This is a genomic window from Thermostichus sp. OS-CIW-29 (assembly GCF_054058195.1).
The window spans coordinates 1-24,921 of the sequence record NZ_JBSSAB010000005.1 but is presented as its reverse complement, the minus strand read 5'-3'; the positions used below and the strand labels follow the sequence as shown (position 1 = coordinate 24,921).

Sequence of the window (24,921 nt, the reverse complement as noted above, 5' to 3'; positions counted from 1 at the left end):
GGCTATCGCCTTCCTTTCTCAACCTAACCCGCCTATGATCGACCCCAAGTAAGCTCAGGCATAGAATTGGGCCGGGTTTGTCTTGGGAAGACTTTCGACATGGTTTCCTCCTCTTCCCCCTCCTGCAATCTTAGGAGTTTGCTGGAGCGGCTCCTGGAGCTGCGGCAGCAGGTTGTAGAGGGATCCCAGAAATACTTGGCCGCTTGGGGCTGCCTTACGAGCCTTCCTGCGGCCATCCACAACCTGGCGCGCTACCTGGCGCTGCGCCAACAGGATCTGCGCAGCTTGCAACTGGAGCTGGCGGCTGCGGGGCTGTCCTCGCTGGGGCGCTGTGAGTCGCGGGTTCTGGAGAGCCTGGATGCGGTGATTGCTATTTTGGCAGCCACCCAGGGTTTGACCCATACGGCACCCAGCTATGAAGAGTTTTACGCCGGGGATACGGCACTAGAGCAGCACGCCGAGGCGCTGTTTGGCCCTCCTTCTCCCCATCGCCGCGCGCGCATCATGGTGACCCTGCCCAGCGAAGCCGCCGAGCAGCCGGAGCTGTTGCTGCAGTTGTTGGAGCGGGGCATGAACGTGGCCCGCATCAACTGCGCCCACGACGAGCCCTCGGTGTGGGAGAAAATGGTGGCCCACTTGCGCCAGGCCGAAGCCCAGACCCAACGGCGTTGCAAGATTTTGCTGGACCTGGCTGGCCCCAAGATCCGCACCGGCCCAGTGGCCATGCCCCCCGGCAAAACCAAGGTGTACCGCGGGGATCGCATCCTGCTCACCGCGAAGGTTCCTGAGGCCAGCGCCGATATCTCCTGCCAGGTGACCTGCAGCCTGCCGGAGGTTTTGGCGCACCTGCAAGTGGGGGCAACCGTTTGGATCGACGACGGCAAAATCGGCGCCCGCGTGGTAAGGATCGAGCCGGCAGGCGTGGTGCTGGAGGTGGACAAAGTTGCCCCTCAGGGCAAGAAGTTGCGAGCAGAAAAAGGCCTCAATTTTCCTGACAGTCAGCTCCAGATCCGTTCCCTTACCGACAAAGACTGCCAAGACCTGGACTTTGTGGTGCGGCATGCCGACTTGGTGGGCTATTCCTTCGTCCAGCAGCCCGCGGACTTGCAGTTGCTGGTTTCTGAGCTGGAGCGGCGGCAGGCTCGCCCCGATCTGGGCTTGATCCTCAAGATGGAAACGCAGCGGGCGGTGAAAAACCTGCCGGCCTTGATCGCGACCGTTGCCGGCTGCCGGCCCCTGGGGGTGATGATTGCCCGCGGCGATCTGGCCGTGGAGATCGGTTGGCTGCGCTTGGGCGAGATCCAGGAGGAACTGCTGTGGATCTGCGAGGCAGCCCAGGTGCCGGTGGTCTGGGCTACCCAGGTGCTGGATCAGCTCACCAAGGAGGGCTTGCCCTCGCGGCCTGAGCTTTCCGATGCGGTGATGTCTGCCCGCGCCGAATGTGTGATGCTCAACAAGGGCCCCTACCTGCTGGAGGCGGTTGCCCTCCTGGACGAGCTGCTGGCTCGGATGCAGACCCACCAGCACAAGAAAAGCCAACGTCTGCGGGCTCTGTACTCTTGGCGCTAGAGGCGGAACTTCTCTCCTAGGTAATACTTGCGCACCAAGGGATCCGCCGCCAGCTCCGCCGCCGTGCCCTTGGCCAAAATGGCCCCGTCGTTGAGGATATAGGCCCGGTCGGTGATCTCCAGCGTCTCCCGCACGTTGTGGTCAGTAATCAAAACACCGATGCCCCGTTGCTTGAGCTTGGCCACCACCTCCTGAATATCCGCCACCGCGATGGGATCCACCCCCGCAAAGGGCTCATCCAGCAGCAGAAATTTCGGCCCGTGGATCCCAGCGGCCAAGGCACGGGCGATCTCCGCTCGGCGACGCTCCCCCCCCGATACCTGCAGGCCCAGGCTGTGGGCCACGTGGGCGATGCGAAACTCCTCCAGCAGTTGGTTGAGCCGCTGCTGCCAGAGGCGGCGAGGCACCCCCGTTTGCTCCATGATCAGCAGCAGGTTGTCTTGGATGCTGAGGCGACGAAAAATACTCGGCTCCTGGGCCAGGTAGCCGATCCCCAATTGGGCCCGGCGATGCATGGGCAGGTGGGTGATGTCTTGGTCATCCAACCAGACATGGCCGCGGTTGGGCTGGATCAGGCCGGTCATAATGTAGAACGTGGTGGTTTTCCCCGCCCCATTGGGGCCCAGGAGCCCCACGATTTCCCCCTGCTGAATGTTCAGGCTAACGTCGCTCACCACCTCACGGCGGCCATAGCGCTTACAGATGTTTTCTAAGTAGATCTGCATAGGGCCGGCACAGGGCTGCTGATCAATGCTTACTGATTCTGTAGGGCTGATTCTCTCCAACCGACAGGGATCCCGGCTGCCGCAGCGCACAGGCTACTTCCTCAAAGATGCCCCAAACCCCGCCCACAATCCAGGGGAGTGTAGGCAAAGTGGATCCCTCTCAAGCCAACTGGAGGGATCCTTAATGGGGTTCTCATATAGCTCACGGCAACTGCTCGCCCCCCTCAAAATGGGATCATTTCACTAGGGGATCCCTGGCCTTCCCATGCTTCGCTGCCCAGCTTGCTACTGGCTCAACTCCAACTCCGATTATCGCTGTCGTCGCTGTGGGCACTTTTTGCGCCATCGCCCGCTTCCTGTTGCCGGGAAGGGATCCCAGCTCAACCCAAGAAGGCCAAACACCAACCCTGCCGACTGGCGGGAAATCCGCTGGGATCGCGTCCTGACTTCCTCGGCAATACTCGGGGTTTTGGTGGGGTTGGGGCAACTGTCTTGGCATTGGGTGCAGCCGCTGCTCAAAGATCCACCCCTTCCCAGTGTTGGCAACGGCCCGGCAGCTTCGGGACGATAGGACTCCAAACGTCATCCCGCCCTGAGAGAGCCTGCTATCAGGTGGGCCAGACAGACCTGCGGAGTGGCCGAAGCCAGAAGATGCCACTATCATGTGACCAGCGCAGAACCATCCCCCTCTGCTGTGTCCCTTCACGTAAACCTTCAAAATTGTGAGGCTTGGTAACCATGAACCTCAATCTCAAAGTTCCCGCCATTTGGGCACTACTGGCCACGGCAGCCTTGGCTTCCTCTGCCGCAGCCACAACCTACAACTCTTGTTTTATGCGCTACCTCATGGCTTCCCGCACCTGTCCCAACTGCCGCCTGGGATCCATTGAGCTGAGCAATCTGGATTTGGCGGAGGCCAATTTCAGCGGTTCCGATCTCATCGAGGCCAATCTGGAGCGCACCATCTTGACGGGCGCCGATCTCAGCCAGTCTTACCTGGTGGGGGCCAATTTGCGGCGGGCTCAATTGAGCGGAGCCAACCTGAGTGGCGCTTACCTGGAGGGGGCAGACTTGCGGGGGGCCAACCTGCGGGGGGCCGATCTCTCTTCTGCATCCCTGTACGGCGCCGACTTGCGGGGGGCCGATCTACGCGACGCCAACCTGGTTGGGGCTGACCTGCGCTTTGCTCGCACCTGGGGCGCACGCCTGCAGGGTGCCGTTCGGGAATAGTGGCAAAGGCCGAAGCCAGCTTCCCCTCTCCCTCTCTGGGAGAGGGACTAATGAATAACGCGTACTAATTGCGTAATGCGGATGGCGAGACTCGAACTCGCAAGGCAAAGCCACACGCCCCTCAAACGTGCGCGTATACCAATTCCGCCACATCCGCTTCCAAGCCTAACCATCATAGCGACAGAGGGGTGGAGTTGTTAAGGGCATTGGCCATTTTGCAGCTATGGCTTGTCCTGCCTCGGCAAAGTTAAGGCAACTCCACCGACGTGGGCTTGGAAGCGTGGGGCAGTCCCCACCCCAACTTCTCTCGCATAACCCGGAAAAATTCCGGTCGGCGCAGGCGCATCAAATCTGTCCAATAGGGGGCACGTACCACCCGAATCTGGTCTTCCGGCATGATGTAGCAGCCGGCATTTCCATCTACCACCAAAACCAGTGGCTGAGGGGTAACGGGGCTAATCCATACCTCCTCCGAATCGGGGAAGACCAAGGCCCGCGACGCCATGGAATGGGGGCAGATGGGAATCAGCTGCAAAACCGGCACCCCCGGTGTGATCACCGGCCCACCCGCCGAGAGGGCATAGGCCGTCGAGCCGGTGGGAGTAGCCAAGATGACTCCGTCGGCAGCCACATCCAGAGGTGAGTGATCCCCGATGGTGATCTCGAAGTGGCACATGCTGGTCAAAGGCTCGCGGTGCAGCACCATCTCGTTTAAGCTCAAGACCTCCCAGCGCAATTCTTGCCCTCGGTAGGCTTGCACCAGCAACATGCTGCGGCGATCCAGGGTGTATTCCCCGGCAATGGCGGCACTGGCTGCCTCTTCTAGGTGAGGAAGGTAGGTCTCCGTCAGAAAGCCCAGATGGCCCGTATTCACCGCCAACAAGGGGATCCCTTTGGGGGCCAGTTGCCGTGCTGCTGCCAAGACGGTGCCATCTCCCCCCAACACCACCGCAAACTTCATGGTTTGATCAAATCCAGCCGGGGCCAGGCTATCTACTTTGGTCAGGCAGATGGGGCTGTCGGGCTTGGCATAACCGAGGATACCGCCCCAGTTGGGGGCCACACAGACTTCCCAGCCCTGCTCCTGAAACCAGCGGGCTAGGGTTTCGCTGCTGCGTTTGGCGGCGGGTTTGGCGTCGTTGTAGAGGATCCCGGCTTTGGGCTTGGTCATGGGCAATGGGAAGGCAGAGGTGCCAAAACTCTATCAGTTCTGCAGGCCCCTCTGCTGGCCAGGTGATCCATTCCACAATTTCTGCCAGCAGACTTCGCTGATACATTGACGCTGAACAAGACGGGTAGCTTGCATGGCGAGGCCATACACTGCTGCCCGGGGCTGCAGCGATTGCATCCTGCTCGTTGCCAATCGGCAGCTCAACCCTGGCAGGGCAAGAAGCTACGAGAAGCTACGAGGAAAAACGAGTGACGGCAGGTTGGAACGAGTACCTCAATCGACAGGGCGACCCCGGTACATCAGTCGGTACTTCACCTGCGGGGTCAAGTCTTTTTGCCCTGGATCCCCTTCCGCGGTGATGGGTTGTGGAGGGGCGGTGGGAGAGTGGGCGCTCGGCTGCGGGGGAGGGGTGGAAGAAGATGTACGGCTGACCTCCGCCGGCCATAAGCCCGCTTGCTTCAGAGCCCTGTGGAGCGCCTCCGTGTCAATAGGCAAAAACCACCTGGCAGCCTCGTAAATCCGTTCGAGGGAGTGGAGAAGGTCGCCGGCCTCCGCCAAGCCAGGGATCACATCTGCTGCCCCCTGGTAGATTGCCCAGCGCCGCTCTGCGGGCTCGATGTGGCGGCGGGGGTGATGAGTCAGGATAACAGGGATGTTGGGCAGCTTGCTTTGACACTCTCGACAAAAGGCATAGGGGTTAAACAGCCCCGTCGTCATGTCCACCACCATCAGATCCAAATCCAGAGGCTGACTTGCTGCCACCTCCAGCAGATCTTCACGTGGGGAAATCGGCACCACAGAGTGCCCCTGAGACTCCAGCCCCAACTGCCAGAGATGAGATTGCAAGGGCTGGCCCTGAGCTAGCAGTATGGTTTTTCTCACAGTGGATGGAGATATGCGAGTAGAAGGAAAGGCAAAGGCTTGCACCACTTAATAATCCGTCGTACGCCAGAATCTTGTGCGGGGCGCAATGTAGCATTCTTAGGGGAAGCAAATGGTAACCGGATATACAGATATACAAGTATTGCGGTTTAAGCCCGACGCTCCATACCCTTAAACCTGGATCCCCAGCAGCCGACAGCCCATTTCTGGGTGCGGCCTGTCCAATGGCCTCAATGTTTCTCCTGCTCAACCCAATCTGGGATCCCTTCTTTCTCGCTTTCCAATTCAGCTTGCAGGGCCTGCAACTCTTCTGGGGAGAGGGAGCGGAGCCTCTCTTGAATCTGCTGGGTCTCGAAGCTGGCCCATTGAGCCTTCAGGGTCATTTCCCCACGCAGCACCCGCTTCAGGTAGCCAAAAGTCCACCCCAAGCAGGCCAATAGAAGCACCACGCTCGATATCTGCTGCGCGGCCCTCGTATCCAAGCCCGCCCAAAGCAGCAGGCCATAGAGGATCCCTCCCCCCAACAGCAGGGCTAAGCCTATAGCAAGAACATCCAATCTGCGCATGGCTCAGTGAACCGACAAACGGCTGACCTTACAGCGACCGGGGCTTGGGCCGAAACGTCATGAAGGGAGCCAAGAGCACCATGCCGGGAAAGAAAAACAAGACCAAGAAAAACATCAGCACCTTTTCCCAAGCACTGCCTGAAGTCCAGCGTTTGTCCACGTACAGCAGAGACAACAGAGGCAGCACCAGCAGATAGAGAACAGCCAAACCGGCATAAGTTAACCCGATCAACGATGGAGTAGAAGCCATGTCGAGTGCGTCCTGCAGCTATTTGACCTGTGTCCAACAAGTCTAACAGCATTGTTAACGGCATTGTGAAGAGATTTGTCGGCTGAAGGAAGTCGGTAACTCGGCCAACTGACTACAAACTGGTGCTGATCGCCCCAACGGGGCAGGTGGCAACACACTGTTCGCACATGACACAGCGGTTGCGAGAGAACTCCAGCTTCCAGTTGGGAGCAGAAATCTTCAAGGCCTCGGTTGGGCAAACTCCCGTACACAATCCACAGTCCACGCACAAGTCTGGGTCGATTTGAATTTCCTTGGCCCGTTCAGTCACCTCAATGCCCAAAGACTGTACCCATTCCAATCCTGCTTCCACCTGGTCGATATCCCCCGACAGCTCCACCACCAAAGTACCCACTTCGTTGGGGGCTACCCTGGCGCGCACGATATTGGCAGCCACATCGAAGTCTTTGGCCAACCGATAGGTGAGAGGCACATTCACCAAATGGCGGGGGAAAATGAGGGTGACTCGTTTGCGCACGGATCTTGAGTGTTTTGAGTGCAGCAACTTCCTTCAGTATGGCAGGCTTGTGAGGTTCAGTTTGGCCGTGAATGCAGCTCACTTCCACCCTCCACAGGACACCCAAGGCGAACCCCACAGCGGTAGGGCGGGGCTTTGAACCCAGTTTTTCGGTGAGCTCAGCTTCTTGGGAAGATCACCAGAGGCAGCGCGTGAGACAACGGCGCCATTATCAGCGTGCCCCTCTCACCAAAAGCTATCTGTGGAAGCCGACCCAGAGCCTGCCACAATAGGATGGAGAGCGTCCCCGATCCCTATGAACCCATCTTTTGCTCAGCCCCGTCTCAACTCAGAGCAGTACCGCCAGATGCTGGTGCGGGATGGCGAACGTCGCTTCCGCGAGTGGCACACTGCCTTCCTCAAGTATCAACAGCAGTTTTTGCAAGAGATGAAGCAACTGCGTCTCCAGGGTTCCTTGCATCGCTGAATGGTTAATGCCCACCGTCCCCACCTTGCACCCGCTGCCAGTCTTCTCCAAGCCCGATCCCTCCCCAAGGCCTACGGCCTGCCAAGGCGAACGGCAAGAAACCTTGGAATTGCTGGAGTGGCCCCGCCTTTGTCAGCACTTGGCCACCTTTGCGGCCACACCCTTGGGCCGCCGCGCCTGCTTGGAGCTGGATCCCTGGCAGAGCCGCGCCGACAGCGAAGCCTACCTTGAGCAGACGGAAGAGGCGATCCGCCTCGATCGCACACAGGCCGGGGGACTTTCTATGGCAGGGATCCACAACTTGCTGCCGGCTTTGGAACGGGCCGAACGGGGGGGGATCCTGAGCGGGGAAGAGCTGGTGCAGATCGCTACAACTCTGGGGGCAGCCCGCCGCATCCGCCGCCTGATCGACGACCACGACCATCTGCCACGCTTGCAAACTTGGGTGAGCACCCTGCGCACCTACCCGGAGCTGGAGCAGGAGATCTTCCGCTGCCTGGAGGAACATGGCGAGGTGCGGGACAGCGCCAGCCCTACCCTTGCGGATCTGCGCCAGCAGCAGCGGCGGCAACGCAGCCAGATCCAAGAGCAGCTGCAACAATTGATGAGCCAGTATCCCCAGGCGCTGCAGGATACCCTGATTGGCCAGCGGCAGGGGCGGTTTGTCCTGATGGTCAAGGCCACCCATCGGGATCTCATCCGCGGCATTGTGCATGACAGCTCTGCCAGTGGGGCCACCCTCTATGTGGAGCCCTACGCCGTGGTGGAACTGGGCAACCGCTGGCGAGAAACCCAAGTTCAGATTCAGGCGGAGGAAGAGCGGATCTTAGCCGCGCTCTCGGCTCAGGTGGCAGCCGTGGCCACCGATCTGGAGCATCTGCAGGGGGTGATGGTGGGGTTGGATGTGGCTCTGGCTCGGGGTCGCTACAGCCTCTGGCTGGAGGGCAATCGTCCCCAGTTTGTCTCGGCAGGATTGCGCCTGCGTCAGGCCAAGCACCCCCTGCTGCTCTGGCAGTCCCGCGCCGCCGCCCCTTCGGAGGGTCAAGGCTCTGCCGTTGTCCCTATCGACTTCACCCTCGCGGACTCCATTCGTGTCGTGGTTATCACCGGCCCCAACACCGGCGGCAAAACCGTTGCCCTGAAAACCCTGGGCCTGCTGGTGCTCATGGCCAAGGCGGGGATCTTCCTGCCGGCTCAGGATCCGCCCCAGCTGCCTTGGTTCGACGGGGTTTACGCCGACATTGGGGACGAGCAGTCGCTGCAACAAAATCTCTCCACCTTTTCGGGGCACATCCGCCGCATCAGCCGCATCGTGCAGGCCCTGCAGTCTGCTCCGGAGCCGGCCCTTGTCCTGTTGGATGAGGTGGGGGCGGGCACGGATCCCACCGAAGGCGCTGCCCTGGCGGCTGGGCTATTGGAGTACCTCTCGGAAAGGGCACTGCTCACCCTGGCTACCACCCACTACGGCGAGCTAAAGGCCCTGAAATACCAACATCCCTGCTTTGAAAATGCCTCGGTGGAGTTCGACGAGGTCACCCTGGCCCCCACCTATCGCCTCTTGTGGGGGATCCCAGGCCGCTCCAACGCCTTGGCCATTGCCCAACGGCTGCAGTTGGATCCAGAGATTCTGCGGCGGGCCCAGCGGCACCTGCAAGGGGAAAGCCAGGTGGATAGGGTCATTGCCGGCCTGGAAGCGCAGCGGGCTCAATTGGAAGAGCGGGCGGCCCAGGTGGGATCCCTGCATCGAGAGCTGGAGAGCCTATATCAACAAATGCAACAGCGTAGCCGCCAAATCGCCGAGCGAGAAGCCCGGCTGGAGCAGAAGCAAAACCAAGAACTGCAAGCCCTGTTGGCTGCTGCCCGTCAGGAAGTGGCTGCCGCCATCCGCAGATTGCAGCAGGGAGAGGATCCCCAACGCATTACTGCCGAGCTGGCGCAAATCCAGCAGCGCTACTCTCCCCCACCGCCGCCCGTGGATATGGAGTTTGTGCCAGAGGTGGGAGATCGGGTGCGGCTGAGAGGCTTGGGTCAGACGGGGGAAGTGATCGCCATCGAAGGGGATGTGTATGTGGTGCGCAGCGGCATCCTCAAATTCACAGTGCCACGGGGGCAGTTGGATCCCATTGACGAACACCAGGCTAAGCAACGCCAACGCCCCAAAGCCCCACCTCCCTCCCCTGCAGCCACCGCTCCCCTGAACCTGCGCACCAGCCAGAACACCCTCGATCTGAGGGGGAAAACCGTTGCTGATGCTGAGGCCATTCTGGAACAGCACTTTGCCCAAGCTCCTCCCGGCCCGGTTTGGATCATCCACGGCCACGGCACAGGGCGCCTGAAAGCCGGCGTCCAGGCTTATCTCCAAAATCACCCGCGCGTTCAGCGTTTTTCAGCCGCTGATCCCGAAGACGGCGGTACTGGAGTGACCGTGGCTCATTTACAGTGAGGCTTGTACAGTGAGGCTTGCCAGTGCCAGAAGGGAGTAGGGGTGGTCGCGTTGGCATTCTCGAGTCGGAGACCGGACAAGTGCCGGGCAATGTCTCAAGCTTGACTGTGGAGCACTGCCGCTGCTGAGCTGACGGGCTGGGATCCCTTCTGTTGCCGCTGGCTTTGCCAGAGCCAGTAGCCCCGCACCAGTTGGCTATCCCCAATGAGCTTCAACATCACCGCCACCGTTGCACCTGTCCAACTGAGAGGCCCAAAGGCGGCGCCTGCTGCTGCCAACAGCGCCAACCCAGAAAGATTTAGCCCCAAGCCTTGCACCCACATCCACAAGACAGTCTCGCGCTCTGACATCTGTCAGCTCCTAGAGGAGAAATAGGATAGCCCTACTGTCCTGAATCTGAGCAGAGACGGGGATGGGGTTGAACCTTGGCACGGCTGCCCAAAGCTGCACACTTGGGGGGGGCGGTACTCCCTAGGGATTGGCTGCTTGACCCATCCACTCCTGCAATCGGGCCAGGGCCAGCCGCTTTTGGGCGGCAGAGCGTACCGTACCCTCCGTGAGCCGATTGAAGCCATGCACCAACCCCTTGCCCCCCAAAGCCACCAGCGTCACCCGATGGGTTTGGCCTGGCTCAAAACGCACCGCATTGCCGGAAGGGATGTTGAGGCGCATGCCAAAGCTGGCGGCGCGATCGAAAACCAGGGCTCGGTTCACCTCAAAAAAGTGAAAATGGGATCCCACCTGAATGGGCCGATCCCCTCGGTTGGTAACCTCCAGGGTCACGGTGGCCCGTCCGACGTTGGCTTGGATGGGATCCTCTGCCAGCAACAGTTCCCCTGGGATCAGGGCCGGCTCTGCGTTGGCAGCAGGGTTGGTTCTGGATTGGCGAGCCATGGGGACGACCTCCTGAAGTCTCTGGGTCTTTGGAGCATCTGGGGGATCCCTAGCGAATGGGATGGTGTAGGGTAACCAGCTTGGTTCCGTCGGGGAAAGTAGCCTCCACTTGAATTTCCGGGATCATCTCTGGGATCCCGGGCATTACGTCCTCGCGGGTCAGCCACGTCAGCCCCTCGCTCATCAATTGGGCGACTGTTTTCCCCTCCCGCGCCCCTTCCAAGACTGCTGCGCTCAAGTAGGCCACCGCCTCAGGGTAATTGAGTTTGAGGCCCCGCTGCCGCCGATCCCGAGCCAACTGGGCAGCCAGGTAGATCAACAACTTGTCTTTCTCCTGGGGGGATAAGTACATGGGGCAACCTCAAAGATAAAAAAGGATACAAAGAGGACAGCAGCAGGCCCAGTTGGCCTAGAGTTGACCGAACTCATGCGCAGAAATCCCCAGTCTTGGCGCAGCGGACTGTTGCTACGCAACAAGGTGGCTAGCCGTAGTTCATCTTCTACCACCTCTGGGCAAAAAAGGGGAGCCCAGGCTACAAGAGATTTCACTCTCTCCTGCACAAGCAGCAGTCTCAACCTCTTCCGACATCGGGTTTTGCAACTTCCTTCCTAGGCAACCCGCTATATAAAGAGTAACAATAGATGCATATAGATTAGAAGATGTAAAAGTCTGTCTGGATTCCTATCTCAGCTCTGAGTTGGTTTATCCTGGAGCAATTTACCGGCTCTGTATTAACAGTTTCCTTTGATAGGCGTTGACTGGGTTCTTTTGATCGGCTATGAAACTCGAACTGACTCCCCGCCAGCGGAAGATTCTCTGGGCGACAGTGCGTAGCTACATTGCTACAGCTGAACCTGTCGGTTCCAAAACCTTGGCCCAGTCCTACAACTTTGGGGTAAGCACGGCCACCATTCGCAACGACTTGGCCACCCTTGAGCAAGTGGGATTGCTGTTTCAGCCTCACACCTCCGCCGGACGGGTTCCTTCCGACTTTGGCTATCGGGTTTATGTCAACGATTTGTTGACCTCTGCCAACAGCGGTGGGATCCCCCACGATGCTCCTCAGCCGGATCCCCATCCCGCTCTGCAACAGTTGATGGATCAGCTTGGCCGTGAGCTGGGAGACGACCTAGACAGCCTCCTGCAAAGGGTAGCTCAGCTTTTGGCCCATCTGAGCGGTTGCATTGCTCTCATCACTCCTCCTCAGGGGCCGGTGGTAGCCATTCATCATGTGCAGTTGGTGTCGGTAGCGCCAGGGCGGGTGATGGTGTTGGTGGTAACCGACTCCTATCAAACCCATTCAGCTCTGGTCAGCCCCCCCGACTGGCCCAGCGACTCCCGAGAGGATTTGGAAGATGAATTGCAATTGCTCAGCAACTTTCTCACCCTGAAGCTGCGGGGCAAAACCTTTGCCGAGTTGCAGGATCTGAGCTGGCTGAAACTGGATGAAGAATTTCGTACCTACGGCCATTGGCTCCAGCAACTGCTGCGCTCGGTGGTGCAACGCTGTCTACAGCCCTCTCTGGGGCAGGTGTTCAGTGCCGGTATGGCCGAGTTGATGCGTCAGCCGGAGTTTTCCCAGGCCCGGCAGGTGCAGGCAGTGATGCAGTTGATCGAGGAGGGAGCCAAGCAACTTCAGGGGATGATTGGGCTCCATTTTGCCGATGGGGGTTTGCCCTCTCTGCCGAGCTTAACGGAGATGGATCAGGAGTCGGGACAGTCTGCCCGCAAGACCCCGGTGATCATCTACATTGGCAGCGAGAATCCACTGGAGTCTCTGCACCACTGCACGGTTATCGCCTCCACTTACCACCGTCGCTCGGCTCCTCTGGGTACGGTCACCTTGCTGGGGCCGACCCGAATGGCCTACGAACGCAGCATTGCTGCTGTGCAGGCGGTGGCCTCTCATCTGACCCGAGCTCTTGCCTAAGGGATCCCATAGCGGCAGGTAGGGTCTGGGTTGTACGTGAGCAATAGCAAGCTGTGGCCAGGCTCTCTCCTCTCCACCTGCGGGTACAGTGCGCCATTCGGCAGCAGCAACTTCTTCACCCAGGCCAGCGACTGCTGGTGGCTTTTTCGGGCGGGCAAGATTCTTTTTGCCTGCTCCAGATCTTGCGGGATTTGCAGCCTCGCTGGGGCTGGCAGATATTTGTTCTGCATTGTGATCACCGCTGGTCGGCAGATGAAACGGAGTGTGCTCGCTTTTTGCAGGGGTGGCTGCAGCAGCAGGGACTGCCTCATGCTGTTGAGACTGCGGATCCCATCCGCCGAGACGAAGCAGGGGCCAGGGCTTGGCGCTACCAACAACTGGAGAAATGGGCCCGCACCTGGGACTGCAGCGCCGTGGTGATGGGGCATACGGCCAGCGACCGGGCCGAGACATTTTTATGGAACTTGCTGCGAGGGACAGGAGCCGCCGGGCTGAGCAGCCTAGATTGGCAGCGTCGCCTGGACGACCGGGATCCCACCTCTGCCCAGGTGGTGCGACCCCTGCTGGGTCTATACCGTTGGGAAACCGAACAATTTTGCCAGCAGCACCAATTGCCGGTCTGGCCGGATCGCAGCAACCAAGATCTGGCCCATGGCCGCAACCGTCTCCGCCTGGAGGTGATGCCCTACTTGAAGCAGCACTTTAATCCGCAACTGGAAGCGGCCCTGAATCGGGCTGCCACGCTGCTCCAAGCAGAACATGAGCTGGTGGTAGCCCAAGCAGCTCAGCTATGGCAGCAGGTGTATGAGCCCGCTTTGCCAGGGCTGCGACGGGATCCCTTGCGGGCTGCCCCCTTGGCTCTGCAGCGGCAGGTGATGTTTCAATTTTTGTCTTTGGTGCTGCCCCACCACCCCACCTTTGACCAGGTAGAAGCCGGGATCCAGCTCTTAAAAGCAGACCGAGGCAGCCGTAGCCCCGATTATCCAGGTGGGCACTGGCTGGAAGTGAAAGGGGATCACTTGGTTTGTTTCCATTAATTTTTCCATTAATTCCACTTCCCCGAAGGGAAGCAACCACTCGATCCGTCATCTCTCCCCTCTCCACCTTCCAGTTTCCATTAATTCCACTTCCCCGAAGGGAAGCGACTGGCCGGCATACTTGTTACCAGCTCCGGATAAACCACGTTTCCATTAATTCCACTTCCCCGAAGGGAAGCGACTGATTCATTAATAGTAAGTATCACCACTGATTGTGGCAATACTTGGATACGATTAGCATCTTATGGTAATAATACAGGCCCGAGTCCATTGGCTACAGCACCTGATATGACCACTGCATTTGTACCTACCCCATCACAATGGGCAACCAAGACAATAGATTTAAGCCCGTATGCTTCTCAAACCGCCGCCGGAATCAGATTCCAATTGCGAAGTGGATGGGGAAATGTTACTTATCTGGATGATATAAACATTAGTGCTGCAACCAATACACCACCAAGCGCTTCTTTTAATGTTTCATCAACTAACATCTGTGCAGGGCAAAGTATTACATTTACCAATACATCTACCAATGCTACTTCCTATAGCTGGTCCTTCCCCGGCGGAACTCCTTCGACAAGTACAGCTGCCAGTCCTACTGTAACATTTAATTCAGCGGGGACATATACTGTAACATTAACAGCTAGCAATTTAAACGGAACAAACACGGCAACAGCCAGTATTGTGGTGAATCCTTTGCCCACACCTACTATAAGTGGTGGCGGTACTATTTGTCAGGGAAGCTCTGTAAATCTTACTGCTTCTGGTGGTAATAGTTTTACTTGGAATACAGGTGCTAATACTGCTTCCATCAATGTAAGCCCTGCATCCACTACTACCTATACCGTTACAGCCACAGCTACTAACGGATGTACAGCAACTGCGACTGCATCGGTTACAGTACTTAACTGTTCTTCGGTGGATGAAGTGATGAATACCTCCAACTTTTTGGTGTATCCCAATCCGGCTACTGATATGATTACCATTGCTCTGCAATTGGCTTCTGCCGAACCGTTGAAAGGAGAACTGATAACAACACTGGGTCAGGTGTTGCAGCAATTTACCATTGCTCCATCTCAGCAGCAAATAACTTTGATCACAGACGGATTGTCTTCTGGAATTTATCTTCTTAGAATATCTGACGGAAAACAAGCGATAACACAACGCATCATGGTTGTAAAATAAATCAGAAAGCCCCGGTTACAGGGCTTTTTTGTTTGTGTTTTCTTACTAGGATTAAGCAATGATAGTCTTTGAAAATTCTTCGCAGAATGTGCGTATCTCATTTCGAACCATACGAAATGCATGCATAATTTCTTCTTCACTTCCGGTTGCTTTGTCAGGATCAGAAAAACTATGATGTATGCGAATGGAATTACCTGGTATGTACGGACAGTTTTCTCTGGCATGATCACATACCGTGATGATGTAATCAAAGGGTATGTTTAAGTATTCATTTACATGGTTGCTGGTATGATGACTGATATCAATTCCATCTTCCTTCATGATTTGTATGGCTCTCGGATTTACGCCATGTATCTCAATACCGGCACTGTAAATATGAGCTTTACCTTGTAACAGATTTTCTAAATAACCATGTACCATTTGACTACGGGAGCTATTACCTGTGCATAAAACCAAGATTTTTTTCATTTAATACCTCCAACTGTTAGCGATGGCTACCAACGATAACATGATGGGTACTTCTATGAGTACACCAACCACCGTGGCTAACGACGCACCTGAATTAAGACCAAAAAGTGATATGGCCACGGCAACTGCGAGTTCAAAAAAATTACTGGCACCAATCATCGCAGCCGGTGCACAAACCGGATGTGATAAACGGAGCAATTTTCCACCCAGCCAGGTTATAAAAAATATGAAGTAGGTTTGAATGGTCAGTGGTATGGCTATCAACAAAATGGTGTATGGATGATCCAGTATGTGTTCGCCCTGAAAGGCAAAGAGTAAAACCAGGGTTGAAAGCAATGCTAGTATGGAAACAGGACGAAGTGCCGGAAGAAATTTTTGTTCAAACCAATCCTTTCCTTCTCGTTGAAGCAATATCCGATTGGTCAGATAACCCGTAGTTAGCGGTATAACAACAAAAACAACCACCGAAGTAATCAGTACTTCATACGGTATCTGTATGTTGGTTACTCCCAGCAGCAATTTTACAATGGGTACAAATGCAACCGGCAGAATAAGATCGTTGACTGAAACTTGTATTAACGTATAATTGGCATCGCCTTTTACCAAATAACTCCACACAAACACCATGGCTGTGCAGGGTGCGGCACCCAGCAGAATGGCGCCTGCCAGGTACTGGTCTGCATCTTCCGGAGTGATCCAGGTAGCATACAGATTTTTAAAGAAAATCCATCCAAACAATGCCATGGTGAAAGGTTTGATCAGCCAGTTTACAGTAACTGTCAGCGCCAGCCCTTTCCAATTTTTTGAAACACCGCCTATCGATGAAAAATCAATCTGTACCATCATCGGGTAGATCATCATCCAAACCAACACCGCTACCGGAATGTTGATGGTATATATCTGCCAGCTTTCAAGCACCGAAACAGAATTCCCCAGTATTTTCCCAAGACCAATGCCTGCAGCAATGCATAGCGAGACCCAAACGGTAAGGTATTTTTCAAAAAACTTCATGGGTTGAAATTTAATTACAGCGTTTCCATTAATTCCACTTCCCCGAAGGGAAGCGACTCCCCCCGATTATAACCCTTGCCCAGAGGTCTTGTTTTCGGCTGCAATTTCCCCTTGTTTTTCTCCGCCGAGGGGCCTGAAACCCTTGCCCAGAGCGGGATCGACCGGGTCAACGGAAGAATCAGGGTTTGAGGTTTGTCGCCGACCCTGTCGCTAACCATGTTGGTGTAGAAATTAACATGGATCCTGGGGTCGCTGCCTGGATAGGTTGGGGGCTTGGGCCAGCCCTGGGCAATGGGGCTTGCTGGTGGCGTCCGTAGAACAGAGTCTATGAGAGAATCTCTCGGCCCAACCGTGGGAAAAGTGTCGAGCATGTTAAAAGTAGACGAAAATGAGATCTCGATAGGATGCCAGTTTGCCTATCGACTGTTGTCGCTATAGTGGCTGAACACCATGCTGGATCCCCTTTTGGAAGAGAAAATCCGTGAGCAAATCCGCACCCACAAGGTGCTCATCTACATGAAGGGCACCCCGGAAATGCCCCAATGTGGGTTTTCCTATGCCGCCGTTCGTGTGCTGGATAGTTTGGGCTTCCCCTACACGGCGATTAACGTACTCGAGGATCCTGAGATCCGCCAGGGGATTAAAGAGTTTTCCAACTGGCCTACTATCCCGCAGATTTATATTGATGGGGAGTTTGTGGGCGGTTGCGACATCATCCAAGAGATGCACGCCCGCAACGAGCTGCGTCCGCTGGTCGAGGCAGCCTTTGCTAAGGCCACGGCTCAATCTTAAGGGATCCCATCTCATCCAGAGGGGTTGCCATGCTTACCCCCGACTACCTTCGGCAGCACCTGATGGAGAAGCTGCAGGCTCTTCATGTGCAGGTGGAGGATGAGTCCCACCTTCACATCGGCCACGGGGGCGGGACAGGAGGGCACTACCGAGTTCAAGTAGTGTCGCCTTCGTTTGTCGGCAAAACGACCCTACAGCGACATCGCCTGGTGTATGCCGCTCTGGCGGAACACATGGGGCGGAGCATTCATGCTTTGGCCCTGCAAACTTACAGCCCTGAAGAGGTTTCTGCGCAAGGGATCCCTGAGCAGATCGGCTAGCATAGAGGGCAAAATCGCGGCCCCATCAGGGCAGAGGAGGGAGCATGGCAACTCTTTTGGCCACCTGGCTGATGTCAGCCTTGAGTGTAATGATCCTGGCTTGGCTTTTGCCCGGGATCCACGTCTCCGGGTTTGGCGGGGCTTTGGTGGCGGCTCTGGCCATTGGTCTGGTCAATGGTTTGGTTAGGCCGATTCTCCGGCTGATCACCCTGCCGATTACGGTTCTTACCCTGGGTTTGTTTTGGCTGATTTTGAACGGCATTTGTCTAGCCATTGCCGATAAGCTGGCCGGGAACGCTTTCAATATCGATAACTTCGGTTGGGCGTTCGTCGGCGCGATTGTACTTTCCATCGTCAGTGGCTTGGTTCAGCAGGTTTTTGAGCAAGGTGCGCCGAACTGACTTCGTCCCCAGCCGTGAGAGGGCAGGGTTTGGTTCAAGATTGCAGGGGGTACGCTAGGGGAACGTCAACACTCAGCCCGACGATAACCAAAACCAACTTTGAGGGATCCCGATAAGCTTTACTCCATTGGCCCTGCCCGCTAAGTTTTTGCCGCAGAACCATAGGATTCTCCACAGATAGCCTGCACAAGATCTGCCAATGGCTAACATCAGCAGGATATTGCGAGCAGGCGTTTGATCTGTGGCTGCTTTATCTAAGCCTAGCAAATCGATAGGAAACCAGTAGGGGATCAAGTTGGTCGATCTGCAACTCAGGAGCTGGTTGGTATGAAGGCGTTGCTGCTCTATCCGCGTTTTCCTCAATCATTCTGGTCTTACAATCGCACCATTGAGATGGTGGGGCTAAAAGCGCTAATGCCACCTCTTGGCTTGATCACCGTTGCTGCTTTGCTGCCCCAACACTGGGAGATTCGCTTTGTGGATCGCAATGTAGCTGATGAAACAGAAGCCGATTGGCAGTGGTGCGATCTGGTGATCTTGTCAGCCATGTTGGTGCAGAAGCAGGATTTCCACGCCCTCATTCGCAAAGCGGTGCAGTTGGGCAAAAAAGTAGCGGTGGGCGGACCCTATCCAACTTCTGTGCCACAGGATGCCCTGGAATCTGGTGCTCACTATTTGGTTTTGGATGAAGGGGAAGTGACCATACCGGCCTTTGTCAAGGCTCTAGAAGCTGGGCAAGAGTCGGGCATTTTTCGGGCTGCGGAAAAACCGGATGTAACCCAAAGTCCTTTGCCAAGGTTTGATCTGCTGCGTATGGATCAATACTTCATGATGTCAGTCCAATTTTCGCGAGGTTGCCCCTTCAATTGTGAGTTTTGCGATATCATCTCTCTTTACGGACGCAAGCCAAGAACCAAAGAGCCAAGTCAAATGCTAGCTGAGCTACAGGCCCTCTATGACTTGGGCTGGCGGGGTTCGGTATTTGTAGTGGATGACAATTTTATCGGCAATCAGCGCAACGTCAAGCGATTTTTGCGAGAGCTGATCCCTTGGAGCCAGGAGCGCAATTACCCATTTACCTTTATGACAGAGGCTTCAGTCAACCTGGAGGAAGACGAAGAGCTGATGAGGTTGATGGTAGAAGCGGGGTTCTATGCTGTCTTTTTGGGCATTGAGACTCCAGACCAAGACAGCTTACAGATGACCCAAAAGCTCCAGAATACCCGCCACCCTTTGGTGGAGGCCTGTCGCAAGATCAACGAGGCCGGACTGCTGATCTACGCTGGGTTTATTCTGGGCTTTGATGGAGAGCGGCCAGGAGCAGGGGAGCGCATTCAGGCTTTTGTCGAGCAAACCGGTATTCCTCAGCCAATGCTGGGCATTTTACAGGCTTTGCCAAACACACAGCTCTGGAATCGCTTGAAGAAAGAGGAACGGTTGCTGGAAGGGATCGGCGTGACTGAGTTCGGCGATCAAAATACGCTGATGAATTTCATTCCCACCCGTTCTCTATCGGAGATTGCCCGAGAGTATCTGGAAAGTTTTTGGAAACTGTATGATCCTGCGCGATATTTATCTCGCTGCCTGCAACAGTGCCTGAATATCGGCATCAAAGATGGCCGACGGCAAATGATGAAGCTGCCCCTTCGCAAAGGGATCCACCTGCTTCTACAACTCATCTGGCGGCAAGGGATCCTTCATCCCGAAATCCGCGCCCAATTTTGGCGGCAGCTATGGACGATTTGGCGACAGAAACCGAGCCTGCTGAACCTATATTTGGGCCTCTGCGCTGCAGGAGAACACTTTTGGGAATATCGGGAATTGGCCCGCGCCCGGCTTACCCAGCAACTGGGATACGATCCTTTGCTGGCCAGCTCATCTTGACAGTATTTCTGGGGGAATGGTCTATCGATAGAGGATGCCCGGATGGGGCCTATGCGGCGACGACAGTTGGGGGCGATGGTGCTGGGATCCCTGTGGGCTGTTTGGGGAGGCTCTCGGCAGGCCCAAACGTCCGGGCGCGGAGATTGGCTGGCCGTGGAGCTGTTCAGCCGCTGGAGTGCGGATCCCTTGGCCGAGTTGGAGCTGATGGGCCCTTTTGTTTTAAATCAGCAGCCTTTTCCAACAGGCACCTGGAAGTTACAGGTGCGCCGCCAAGAGCTCCTTCTGACCGGGCCGGGACAGCCTCGTCGCTACCAGGGATCCCTTTGGCTACAGGGGGGAGCTCTGCGCTCCCTCGCAGGGGAGGAGCGTCGCTATCGGGGCTGGGTACAGATTCGTCCCAAGGGTTTAGGTCGCCTGCATCTGGTGAACTGGGTCAAGTTGGAAGACTATCTGCTGGCTTTGGTGCCCAGCGAAATGCCTGCCGATTGGCCAGCCGCCGCCTTGCAGGCGCAAGCCATCTTGGCCCGTACCTTGGCCGTTCCCCATCTGCACCCCGGCCCCAGAAGAGAATGGCCCTCTACCTCGATAAGGCTATTGCAGGATTCCACCGCCCACCAGTTCTATGGTGGCCTGGCCTATGAAACGGCGGCGACCACTGCTGCGGTGCAGGCAACCCGAGGGCAGATCCTAACCCATGCCGGCCAGCCGATAGAGGTTCTGTTTCACTCCACCTGCGGCGGTCACACCAGTGCCAACCAGGATATTTTTGCCCCACCCGCCCGCCCCTACCTACAAGGGGTGATCTGTGACGGGTGTCGCGCCTCTCCTTTCTATGGCCCTCACAGCGTCCGACTCAGCCGACGGGAGTTGGAGCCAGCCTTCGGCAACGGCGATCTGGAGATTGTGCAGTCGGATCCCTGGGGTCGCCCCCTGCGCATCCGCGTTGGATCCCAACTGTTGACTGGCCAAGAGTTTGTGCTGCGCCTTGGCCAAACCCTGGGTTGGGGGATCCTCCCCAGCAACCGCTTCACATGGGAACGTCTCCAGCCAAAGGCCGGCCAGCAGGAAGTGTACCTTTTCACCTATCGTGGGGCCGGCCATGGGGTGGGACTGTGTCAGTGGGGATCCCGTGGCTTGGCCGAGAAGGGCTACACGGCGCCGCAAATTCTCAATCACTACTTCCCCGGCACCCAGGTGATAACGTTGAGCTGAAGGCTGTTGGCCCCGACTCCAACTCTCATTTACTCCCGTGTCCCTTGCACACCCCCATCGTCGCCATCCTGCCTACTGCTACTGCAGTGAGCTGGAACACGCCCAGATTCCCAAGCGCCAGCAGCAGGATCCCTTGCCGTTTGCAGAAGCAATGGGTTGCATTGCCAATCAGGAAGCCGCCGTGGCCGCTGCTTGCGGCCCTTGGAGCAGTTGTTTCGTCAGCAAAGCTGCTACATAGCCGATCCCTGAGCCACCTTGAGCAGGCGACCTTGGGCCATCGCACCCCAAGAAGCTGACCTCAGGCGGGGGCTTTGGGGGTGATCTTCACAATGGTGGGACGGGATCCCACCTGGGCTGACCCATTCGCTTGCGGCTCTTTGGCCATCCCGCCGCCGGTGGAAGTTGTTTGTGCTTTACGCCGCTTCTGCGGCACAGCATCTCCAGCCGGCTGGGCTGTAGGGCTGCTGGAGGCAGCTTTGGCTTGGGCTTTACCTGCAGAAGCGGTCGAGCGGCTTTTCCCCTTGACCTCTGCAGAAGAGACTTCTTTTTCAGCCAGCACCTGCAGGGCCATTTCCAGGGTAACCGCTTCGGCAGGGATCCCTTTGGGCAAAGAGGCATTGACCTTGCCATGTTTGACATACAGCCCGTAGGGGCCGTCGTGCAGATTGACCGGCTCACCATCCTCAGGATGGGATCCCAGCTCCCGCAGCGGCTTGGCCGAGGCGCGCCCACGGCCTTTCTTGGGCTGGGCCAGCAGCTCCAGCGCCCGCTCCAGGCTGATGGTCAGCACATCCTCATCGGCGGGCAGAGAGCGAAAATCGCCATCGCAGACCACGTAGGGGCCGAAGCGGCCAATGCCGGCCTGCACTTTTTTCCCCGATTCCGGGTGTTCCCCCAAGGTGCGGGGCAAGCTCAGCAACCCCAAGGCGATCTCTGGCGTAACCTGATCCGGTTTCAGCCCTTTGGGCAGAGAGGTGCGCTTGGGTTTTTTGTTGTCCTCAGAAACTTCCCCCAACTGCACATAGGGGCCATAGGGGCCCTGCGGGATCACGTAGATGGGCTCTTGGGTTTCCGGGTGAAAGGCAATGGGCTTGGGGCCTTCCTGCTTCCGCTGGATCAGCTCCGCGATGTGTTCTGCGCTCAGATCGGCGGGGGGAATATCCTCCGGCAGGTTGGCGCGCACCTCTCCGGACTCGGTTTCGACCGCCACATAGGGGCCATAGGGGCCAATGCCGATCTTGACAGGCAGGTTCTCCAGATGGATGGAGCGGGCCAGGCCGGAATCAATTTCCAGCTCGCGCGCCTTCACCTGTCCCTCGAGACCCTGCTCGCCCAAGAAGAAATGGCGCAGATAGGGCAGCCACTCCGCCTGTCCAGAAGCAATGTCGTCCAGCGTTTGCTCCATCTCGGCGGTGAAGCGGGTATTCACCAGGTTGGGAAAGTATTTTTCCAGTAGCTCGGTGACTGCAAAAGCCGTGTAGGTGGGCACGAGGGCACTTCCCATCGGCCTGACGTAGCCACGGCTCATGATCGTATTCAAGATGGTGGCGTAGGTGCTGGGGCGGCCAATGCCCTCACTTTCCAACACCTTGACCAAGGAGGCTTCCGTATATCGGGCCGGGGGCTGGGTTTCGTGGGCAACGGGTTCCAGCTTCCGGCAGCGGAGGGGATCCCCCTGCCGCAACAGAGGCAGATGCACCTCCCGATCTTCCAAAGCCGCCTCTGGGTCGTCGGATCCCTCCACATAGGCGCGGAAAAAGCCGGGAAAATCGATGCGCTTGCCGCTGGCCCGGAACACCGCATCGTCTACGGCGATGAGTACGATGGTGTGGGTCTGCCGCGCCTCAGCCATTTGGCTGGCGACGGTGCGCTTCCAGATCAGGTCGTAGAGGGCCAGCTCCTGGCCGGAGAGGGGGGTTTGGCTGGGCAGGCGAAACTCTGATCCAGCAGGACGAATGGCCTCGTGGGCTTCTTGCGCCCCTTTGGTTTTGGTGGTGTACTGACGGGGCTCGGGGCTGAGATATTCTCTGCCGTACATCGACTCCACGCAGGCGCGGGCAGCGCGGATGGCCTGCTCCGACAGGTGGACCGAATCGGTGCGCATGTAGGTGATGTAGCCCTCTTCGTAGAGCTTTTGGGCAATGCGCATCGTCTGCTGGGCCGACAGGTGCAGCTTGCGGTTGGCCTCCTGCTGCAGGGTGGAGGTGGTAAAGGGAGGGGCAGGTTTGCGGGTGGAGGGGCGCTCTTCCACAGAGCTGACGATCCAGGCTTTTCCCAGCAAGCGATCCCGCAGGGCCTCGGCCTGGGCCTGATCCAACAACACCACATCCCGCCCGGCAATGAGCTGGCCGGTGCTGGGATCGAAGTCTTGCCCATTGGCCAGGCGTTTGCCACCCAAGCTCACCAGCTCTGCTGGAAAGACAGCCTGCTGGCCGGCGACGGTCGTTTTGGGCTGCAGCTCTGCTTTGAGATCCCAGTAGGAGGCTTTTCTGAAGGCGCGCCGCTCCCGCTCTCGATCCACCAAAAGCTTGACCGCCACCGACTGCACCCGCCCTGCCGAGAGTTTGGGGGCAATTTTTTTCCACAGCAGCGGCGACAGGGTATAGCCCACCAGGCGATCCAAGATGCGGCGGGTCTCCTGGGCACGCACCAGTTGTTCATCCACCTCACGGCAGTTTTGCAGCGCCTCCTGAATGGCCTCGCGGGTAATCTCGTGGAACACCATGCGGCGGGTGGGCACTTTGGGTTGCAGCACCTGTTGCAAGTGCCAGCTAATGCTTTCCCCTTCGCGGTCTTCGTCGGTGGCCAGGATCAGCTCGTCCGCCTTCTTGAGCGCTTCCTTCAGCTCCTTGACCACCTTTCTTTTGTCCTTGGGGATGACGTAGAGGGGCTCGAAGTCGGCGTGGACATTGACCCCCAGGCGGCTCCACTCTTCTCCTTTCAATTCTTCTGGAATTTCAGATGCCGAATCGGGAAGATCCCGCACATGTCCCATCGAGGCCTGAACCTCATACCCCGCAGGCAAGAACCCACGGATGGTACGGGCTTTGGTGGGAGATTCGACAATGACCAGCTTAGGCATAATTGAGGTTGGCAGCAATCGGCTTAGGTTGTCGCATTTCCCGCCCCAAGGATTGGGCGGGCCAGCATACACTGCAAGAGGTGCTTAAGATAGACAGCCTACTTTTCTGGAGCGTAGCAAGTCTACCTGCGCTTGACCAGCCGTCATCGGCGATGATCCGAGCGGTCTGGCCCCATCTGGCTGCTTTGTAGGACGATGAAACTACACCATTTTTCCATTCGCACCGCCGATATCTTCCGCTCCATCGCTTTTTACGAGGGGCTGGGCTTTGCGGTGGAAGAACGCTTTACTGCCGGGATCACGCTGGCCTGCTGGATGCGCGGCCCCTGGGGGCGTTTGGAGCTGATGCAAGTGCCGCAGCCCCATCCTGCCCCGGATCCCTTTGGGGATCCCCACTATGTGGGCTACTATCACCCCGCTTTTGAGGTGGGCCCCGAATGGGGATCCCTGGCCAACTACCTAGAACATTTGCGAGCGCAAGTGCCCCTTACCCTGCTGCTGCCGCCCCAGCTCCAGCAAATTGGGGGCCAGGTCTATGAAGTGGCGTTCATCGCCGATCCCGATGGCCTGCCGATCGAGCTCATTCGTCCCCAGGGATCCTCAGGAGAGAGTCTGCCCCAACGCCCAGAGGACATTAACTAATAAATAGTTGGATAACTAGTTGATGGGTTAGAGGATCTAATTTGGGTGGGAGCGGTCGTTCCCCCTTGTCCAGATCCTGGAGAGCCAACCCTAAAGCTAAGCTAGTAGAGCTTCTGGGGAACTTGAGAGAAGGGTTTGTTGGCCGCTTGTCAGCTAGAAATCGCAGGAGCCCCGCACTGTACCCGTAGGGTCAGTGTCGGGAGGAATGCGGAAGTTATGATAGAACCATGACCCAAGTCCTGA

General features: G+C 57.2%; 27 protein-coding genes and 1 tRNA gene. 15 read left to right on the top strand and 13 right to left on the bottom strand.

Features of this window, described 5'->3' with window-relative positions; translation table 11 throughout:
- Positions 1–99: 99 nt before the first annotated feature.
- A complete protein-coding gene (locus ACVWZJ_RS03000; protein WP_457394517.1) occupies positions 100–1,569 on the top strand; it encodes a pyruvate kinase in 1,470 nt (489 codons plus the stop codon).
- Here the strand turns inward: ACVWZJ_RS03000 and lptB are convergent.
- The gene (gene lptB, locus ACVWZJ_RS02995) at positions 1,566–2,294 is read right to left on the bottom strand and encodes an LPS export ABC transporter ATP-binding protein (protein WP_011433949.1); all 729 of its coding nucleotides are present in this window, start codon (positions 2,292–2,294) and stop codon (positions 1,566–1,568) included. The genes ACVWZJ_RS03000 and lptB overlap by 4 nt on opposite strands.
- A 265-nt stretch (positions 2,295–2,559) precedes the next feature.
- On the opposite strand from lptB, the gene ACVWZJ_RS02990 reads away from it, so the two are divergent.
- Together ACVWZJ_RS02990 and ACVWZJ_RS02985 are read left to right on the top strand one after the other, a co-directional pair.
- Positions 2,560–2,865 (top strand): hypothetical protein, encoded by a 306-nt coding sequence (locus tag ACVWZJ_RS02990; RefSeq protein ID WP_457394514.1) that lies wholly within the window; start codon positions 2,560–2,562, stop codon positions 2,863–2,865.
- Positions 2,866–3,032: 167 nt separating this feature from the next.
- Complete coding sequence (locus ACVWZJ_RS02985) at positions 3,033–3,524, top strand: pentapeptide repeat-containing protein (RefSeq protein WP_414332111.1); 492 nt, start codon at positions 3,033–3,035, stop codon at positions 3,522–3,524.
- Positions 3,525–3,600: 76 nt separating this feature from the next.
- On the opposite strand, the gene ACVWZJ_RS02980 is transcribed toward ACVWZJ_RS02985, so the two are convergent.
- The 6 genes from ACVWZJ_RS02980 to ACVWZJ_RS02955 form a co-directional block, all read right to left on the bottom strand.
- Positions 3,601–3,681, bottom strand: a tRNA-Leu gene (locus tag ACVWZJ_RS02980).
- A 90-nt stretch (positions 3,682–3,771) separates the two neighbouring features.
- Positions 3,772–4,695, bottom strand: coding sequence for an NAD(+) kinase (locus ACVWZJ_RS02975; protein ID WP_011433945.1), 924 nt, complete (start codon positions 4,693–4,695; stop codon positions 3,772–3,774).
- 273 nt (positions 4,696–4,968) lie between these two features.
- Positions 4,969–5,541 carry a DNA-binding transcriptional response regulator gene (locus ACVWZJ_RS02970; RefSeq protein ID WP_187147234.1) on the bottom strand — a complete coding sequence of 191 codons (573 nt, stop codon included), beginning with the start codon at positions 5,539–5,541 and terminating at the stop codon, positions 4,969–4,971.
- Positions 5,542–5,807: 266 nt separating this feature from the next.
- Positions 5,808–6,143, bottom strand: coding sequence for a DUF3007 family protein (locus ACVWZJ_RS02965; protein ID WP_011433943.1), 336 nt, complete (start codon positions 6,141–6,143; stop codon positions 5,808–5,810).
- Positions 6,144–6,171: 28 nt separating this feature from the next.
- Positions 6,172–6,393, bottom strand: coding sequence for an NAD(P)H-quinone oxidoreductase subunit L (ndhL, locus tag ACVWZJ_RS02960; RefSeq protein ID WP_011433942.1), 222 nt, complete (start codon positions 6,391–6,393; stop codon positions 6,172–6,174).
- Positions 6,394–6,505: 112 nt separating this feature from the next.
- The gene (locus ACVWZJ_RS02955) at positions 6,506–6,910 is read right to left on the bottom strand and encodes an NIL domain-containing protein (RefSeq protein WP_011433941.1); all 405 of its coding nucleotides are present in this window, start codon (positions 6,908–6,910) and stop codon (positions 6,506–6,508) included.
- 295 nt (positions 6,911–7,205) lie between these two features.
- On the opposite strand from ACVWZJ_RS02955, the gene ACVWZJ_RS02950 reads away from it, so the two are divergent.
- Together ACVWZJ_RS02950 and ACVWZJ_RS02945 are read left to right on the top strand one after the other, a co-directional pair.
- The gene (locus tag ACVWZJ_RS02950; RefSeq protein ID WP_187147233.1) at positions 7,206–7,376 is read left to right on the top strand and encodes a hypothetical protein; all 171 of its coding nucleotides are present in this window, start codon (positions 7,206–7,208) and stop codon (positions 7,374–7,376) included.
- 7 nt (positions 7,377–7,383) lie between these two features.
- A complete protein-coding gene (locus tag ACVWZJ_RS02945) occupies positions 7,384–9,819 on the top strand; it encodes an endonuclease MutS2 (protein WP_083757661.1) in 2,436 nt (811 codons plus the stop codon).
- Between the two features lie 95 nt (positions 9,820–9,914).
- Here the strand turns inward: ACVWZJ_RS02945 and ACVWZJ_RS02940 are convergent, their stop codons facing one another.
- The 3 genes from ACVWZJ_RS02940 to ACVWZJ_RS02930 form a co-directional block, all read right to left on the bottom strand.
- Positions 9,915–10,169 (bottom strand): hypothetical protein, encoded by a 255-nt coding sequence (locus tag ACVWZJ_RS02940; RefSeq protein ID WP_011433939.1) that lies wholly within the window; start codon positions 10,167–10,169, stop codon positions 9,915–9,917.
- A gap of 121 nt (positions 10,170–10,290) precedes the next feature.
- A complete protein-coding gene (locus tag ACVWZJ_RS02935; protein ID WP_083757660.1) occupies positions 10,291–10,713 on the bottom strand; it encodes an urease subunit beta in 423 nt (140 codons plus the stop codon).
- Between the two features lie 49 nt (positions 10,714–10,762).
- Positions 10,763–11,065, bottom strand: coding sequence for an urease subunit gamma (locus ACVWZJ_RS02930; RefSeq protein ID WP_011433938.1), 303 nt, complete (start codon positions 11,063–11,065; stop codon positions 10,763–10,765).
- Between the two features lie 427 nt (positions 11,066–11,492).
- Between ACVWZJ_RS02930 and hrcA the strand changes: the two genes are divergently transcribed.
- The 3 genes from hrcA to ACVWZJ_RS02915 all read left to right on the top strand — a co-directional run bounded on the left by hrcA (position 11,493) and on the right by ACVWZJ_RS02915 (position 14,866).
- Positions 11,493–12,644 (top strand): heat-inducible transcriptional repressor HrcA, encoded by a 1,152-nt coding sequence (gene hrcA, locus ACVWZJ_RS02925; protein WP_457394506.1) that lies wholly within the window; start codon positions 11,493–11,495, stop codon positions 12,642–12,644.
- 53 nt (positions 12,645–12,697) lie between these two features.
- Complete coding sequence (tilS, locus tag ACVWZJ_RS02920) at positions 12,698–13,681, top strand: tRNA lysidine(34) synthetase TilS (RefSeq protein ID WP_457394503.1); 984 nt, start codon at positions 12,698–12,700, stop codon at positions 13,679–13,681.
- A 288-nt stretch (positions 13,682–13,969) separates the two neighbouring features.
- Entirely contained in the window at positions 13,970–14,866 is an 897-nt protein-coding gene (locus tag ACVWZJ_RS02915; protein ID WP_414328748.1) for a T9SS type A sorting domain-containing protein, read from the top strand.
- Between the two features lie 51 nt (positions 14,867–14,917).
- Here ACVWZJ_RS02915 and ACVWZJ_RS02910 read toward each other — a convergent pair whose 3' ends face one another.
- Both ACVWZJ_RS02910 and arsB read right to left on the bottom strand, forming a co-directional pair.
- Positions 14,918–15,334 (bottom strand): arsenate reductase ArsC, encoded by a 417-nt coding sequence (locus tag ACVWZJ_RS02910; protein WP_414328749.1) that lies wholly within the window; start codon positions 15,332–15,334, stop codon positions 14,918–14,920.
- Positions 15,335–16,345, bottom strand: coding sequence for an ACR3 family arsenite efflux transporter (gene arsB, locus ACVWZJ_RS02905; RefSeq protein WP_457394498.1), 1,011 nt, complete (start codon positions 16,343–16,345; stop codon positions 15,335–15,337). It lies immediately after the preceding gene.
- Between the two features lie 450 nt (positions 16,346–16,795).
- On the opposite strand from arsB, the gene grxD reads away from it, so the two are divergent.
- The 6 genes from grxD to ACVWZJ_RS02875 all read left to right on the top strand — a co-directional run bounded on the left by grxD (position 16,796) and on the right by ACVWZJ_RS02875 (position 21,192).
- A complete protein-coding gene (gene grxD, locus ACVWZJ_RS02900; RefSeq protein WP_011433932.1) occupies positions 16,796–17,137 on the top strand; it encodes a Grx4 family monothiol glutaredoxin in 342 nt (113 codons plus the stop codon).
- A gap of 29 nt (positions 17,138–17,166) precedes the next feature.
- Positions 17,167–17,457 carry a BolA family protein gene (locus ACVWZJ_RS02895; RefSeq protein ID WP_414383123.1) on the top strand — a complete coding sequence of 97 codons (291 nt, stop codon included), beginning with the start codon at positions 17,167–17,169 and terminating at the stop codon, positions 17,455–17,457.
- Between the two features lie 44 nt (positions 17,458–17,501).
- Positions 17,502–17,858, top strand: a complete 357-nt coding sequence (locus ACVWZJ_RS02890; protein WP_414389567.1) for a phage holin family protein — start codon at positions 17,502–17,504, stop codon at positions 17,856–17,858.
- A 327-nt stretch (positions 17,859–18,185) separates the two neighbouring features.
- Positions 18,186–19,742 (top strand): B12-binding domain-containing radical SAM protein, encoded by a 1,557-nt coding sequence (locus tag ACVWZJ_RS02885; RefSeq protein ID WP_457394494.1) that lies wholly within the window; start codon positions 18,186–18,188, stop codon positions 19,740–19,742.
- Between the two features lie 51 nt (positions 19,743–19,793).
- On the top strand, positions 19,794–20,954 hold the full coding sequence (locus ACVWZJ_RS02880) for a SpoIID/LytB domain-containing protein (protein ID WP_457394491.1): 1,161 nt from the start codon (positions 19,794–19,796) through the stop codon (positions 20,952–20,954).
- A 37-nt stretch (positions 20,955–20,991) separates the two neighbouring features.
- Positions 20,992–21,192, top strand: a complete 201-nt coding sequence (locus ACVWZJ_RS02875; RefSeq protein WP_457394488.1) for a hypothetical protein — start codon at positions 20,992–20,994, stop codon at positions 21,190–21,192.
- Between the two features lie 60 nt (positions 21,193–21,252).
- Here the strand turns inward: ACVWZJ_RS02875 and topA are convergent, their stop codons facing one another.
- Positions 21,253–24,036: a type I DNA topoisomerase gene (gene topA, locus ACVWZJ_RS02870; protein ID WP_457394485.1), complete on the bottom strand. Its 2,784-nt coding sequence runs from the start codon at positions 24,034–24,036 to the stop codon at positions 21,253–21,255.
- A gap of 195 nt (positions 24,037–24,231) precedes the next feature.
- On the opposite strand from topA, the gene ACVWZJ_RS02865 reads away from it, so the two are divergent.
- Positions 24,232–24,678, top strand: a complete 447-nt coding sequence (locus ACVWZJ_RS02865) for a VOC family protein (protein ID WP_414329315.1) — start codon at positions 24,232–24,234, stop codon at positions 24,676–24,678.
- The last annotated feature ends 243 nt before the right edge of the window (positions 24,679–24,921 follow it).

Coding starts and splice junctions, on each gene's coding strand:
- grxD (WP_011433932.1), top strand. CDS start 16,796: ATGCTGGATCCCCTTTTGGAAGAGAAAATCCGTGAGCAAATCCGCACC.
- ACVWZJ_RS02990 (WP_457394514.1), top strand. CDS start 2,560: ATGCTTCGCTGCCCAGCTTGCTACTGGCTCAACTCCAACTCCGATTAT.
- arsB (WP_457394498.1), bottom strand. CDS start 16,345: ATGAAGTTTTTTGAAAAATACCTTACCGTTTGGGTCTCGCTATGCATT.
- ACVWZJ_RS02935 (WP_083757660.1), bottom strand. CDS start 10,713: ATGGCTCGCCAATCCAGAACCAACCCTGCTGCCAACGCAGAGCCGGCC.
- ACVWZJ_RS02975 (WP_011433945.1), bottom strand. CDS start 4,695: ATGACCAAGCCCAAAGCCGGGATCCTCTACAACGACGCCAAACCCGCC.
- ACVWZJ_RS02915 (WP_414328748.1), top strand. CDS start 13,970: ATGACCACTGCATTTGTACCTACCCCATCACAATGGGCAACCAAGACA.
- topA (WP_457394485.1), bottom strand. CDS start 24,036: ATGCCTAAGCTGGTCATTGTCGAATCTCCCACCAAAGCCCGTACCATC.
- ndhL (WP_011433942.1), bottom strand. CDS start 6,393: ATGGCTTCTACTCCATCGTTGATCGGGTTAACTTATGCCGGTTTGGCT.
- ACVWZJ_RS02910 (WP_414328749.1), bottom strand. CDS start 15,334: ATGAAAAAAATCTTGGTTTTATGCACAGGTAATAGCTCCCGTAGTCAA.
- ACVWZJ_RS02895 (WP_414383123.1), top strand. CDS start 17,167: ATGCTTACCCCCGACTACCTTCGGCAGCACCTGATGGAGAAGCTGCAG.
- ACVWZJ_RS02950 (WP_187147233.1), top strand. CDS start 7,206: ATGAACCCATCTTTTGCTCAGCCCCGTCTCAACTCAGAGCAGTACCGC.
- ACVWZJ_RS02940 (WP_011433939.1), bottom strand. CDS start 10,169: ATGTCAGAGCGCGAGACTGTCTTGTGGATGTGGGTGCAAGGCTTGGGG.
- ACVWZJ_RS02945 (WP_083757661.1), top strand. CDS start 7,384: ATGCCCACCGTCCCCACCTTGCACCCGCTGCCAGTCTTCTCCAAGCCC.
- lptB (WP_011433949.1), bottom strand. CDS start 2,294: ATGCAGATCTACTTAGAAAACATCTGTAAGCGCTATGGCCGCCGTGAG.
- hrcA (WP_457394506.1), top strand. CDS start 11,493: ATGAAACTCGAACTGACTCCCCGCCAGCGGAAGATTCTCTGGGCGACA.
- ACVWZJ_RS02965 (WP_011433943.1), bottom strand. CDS start 6,143: ATGCGCAGATTGGATGTTCTTGCTATAGGCTTAGCCCTGCTGTTGGGG.
- ACVWZJ_RS02865 (WP_414329315.1), top strand. CDS start 24,232: ATGAAACTACACCATTTTTCCATTCGCACCGCCGATATCTTCCGCTCC.
- ACVWZJ_RS02880 (WP_457394491.1), top strand. CDS start 19,794: ATGCGGCGACGACAGTTGGGGGCGATGGTGCTGGGATCCCTGTGGGCT.
- ACVWZJ_RS02885 (WP_457394494.1), top strand. CDS start 18,186: ATGAAGGCGTTGCTGCTCTATCCGCGTTTTCCTCAATCATTCTGGTCT.
- ACVWZJ_RS03000 (WP_457394517.1), top strand. CDS start 100: ATGGTTTCCTCCTCTTCCCCCTCCTGCAATCTTAGGAGTTTGCTGGAG.
- ACVWZJ_RS02890 (WP_414389567.1), top strand. CDS start 17,502: ATGGCAACTCTTTTGGCCACCTGGCTGATGTCAGCCTTGAGTGTAATG.
- ACVWZJ_RS02985 (WP_414332111.1), top strand. CDS start 3,033: ATGAACCTCAATCTCAAAGTTCCCGCCATTTGGGCACTACTGGCCACG.
- ACVWZJ_RS02930 (WP_011433938.1), bottom strand. CDS start 11,065: ATGTACTTATCCCCCCAGGAGAAAGACAAGTTGTTGATCTACCTGGCT.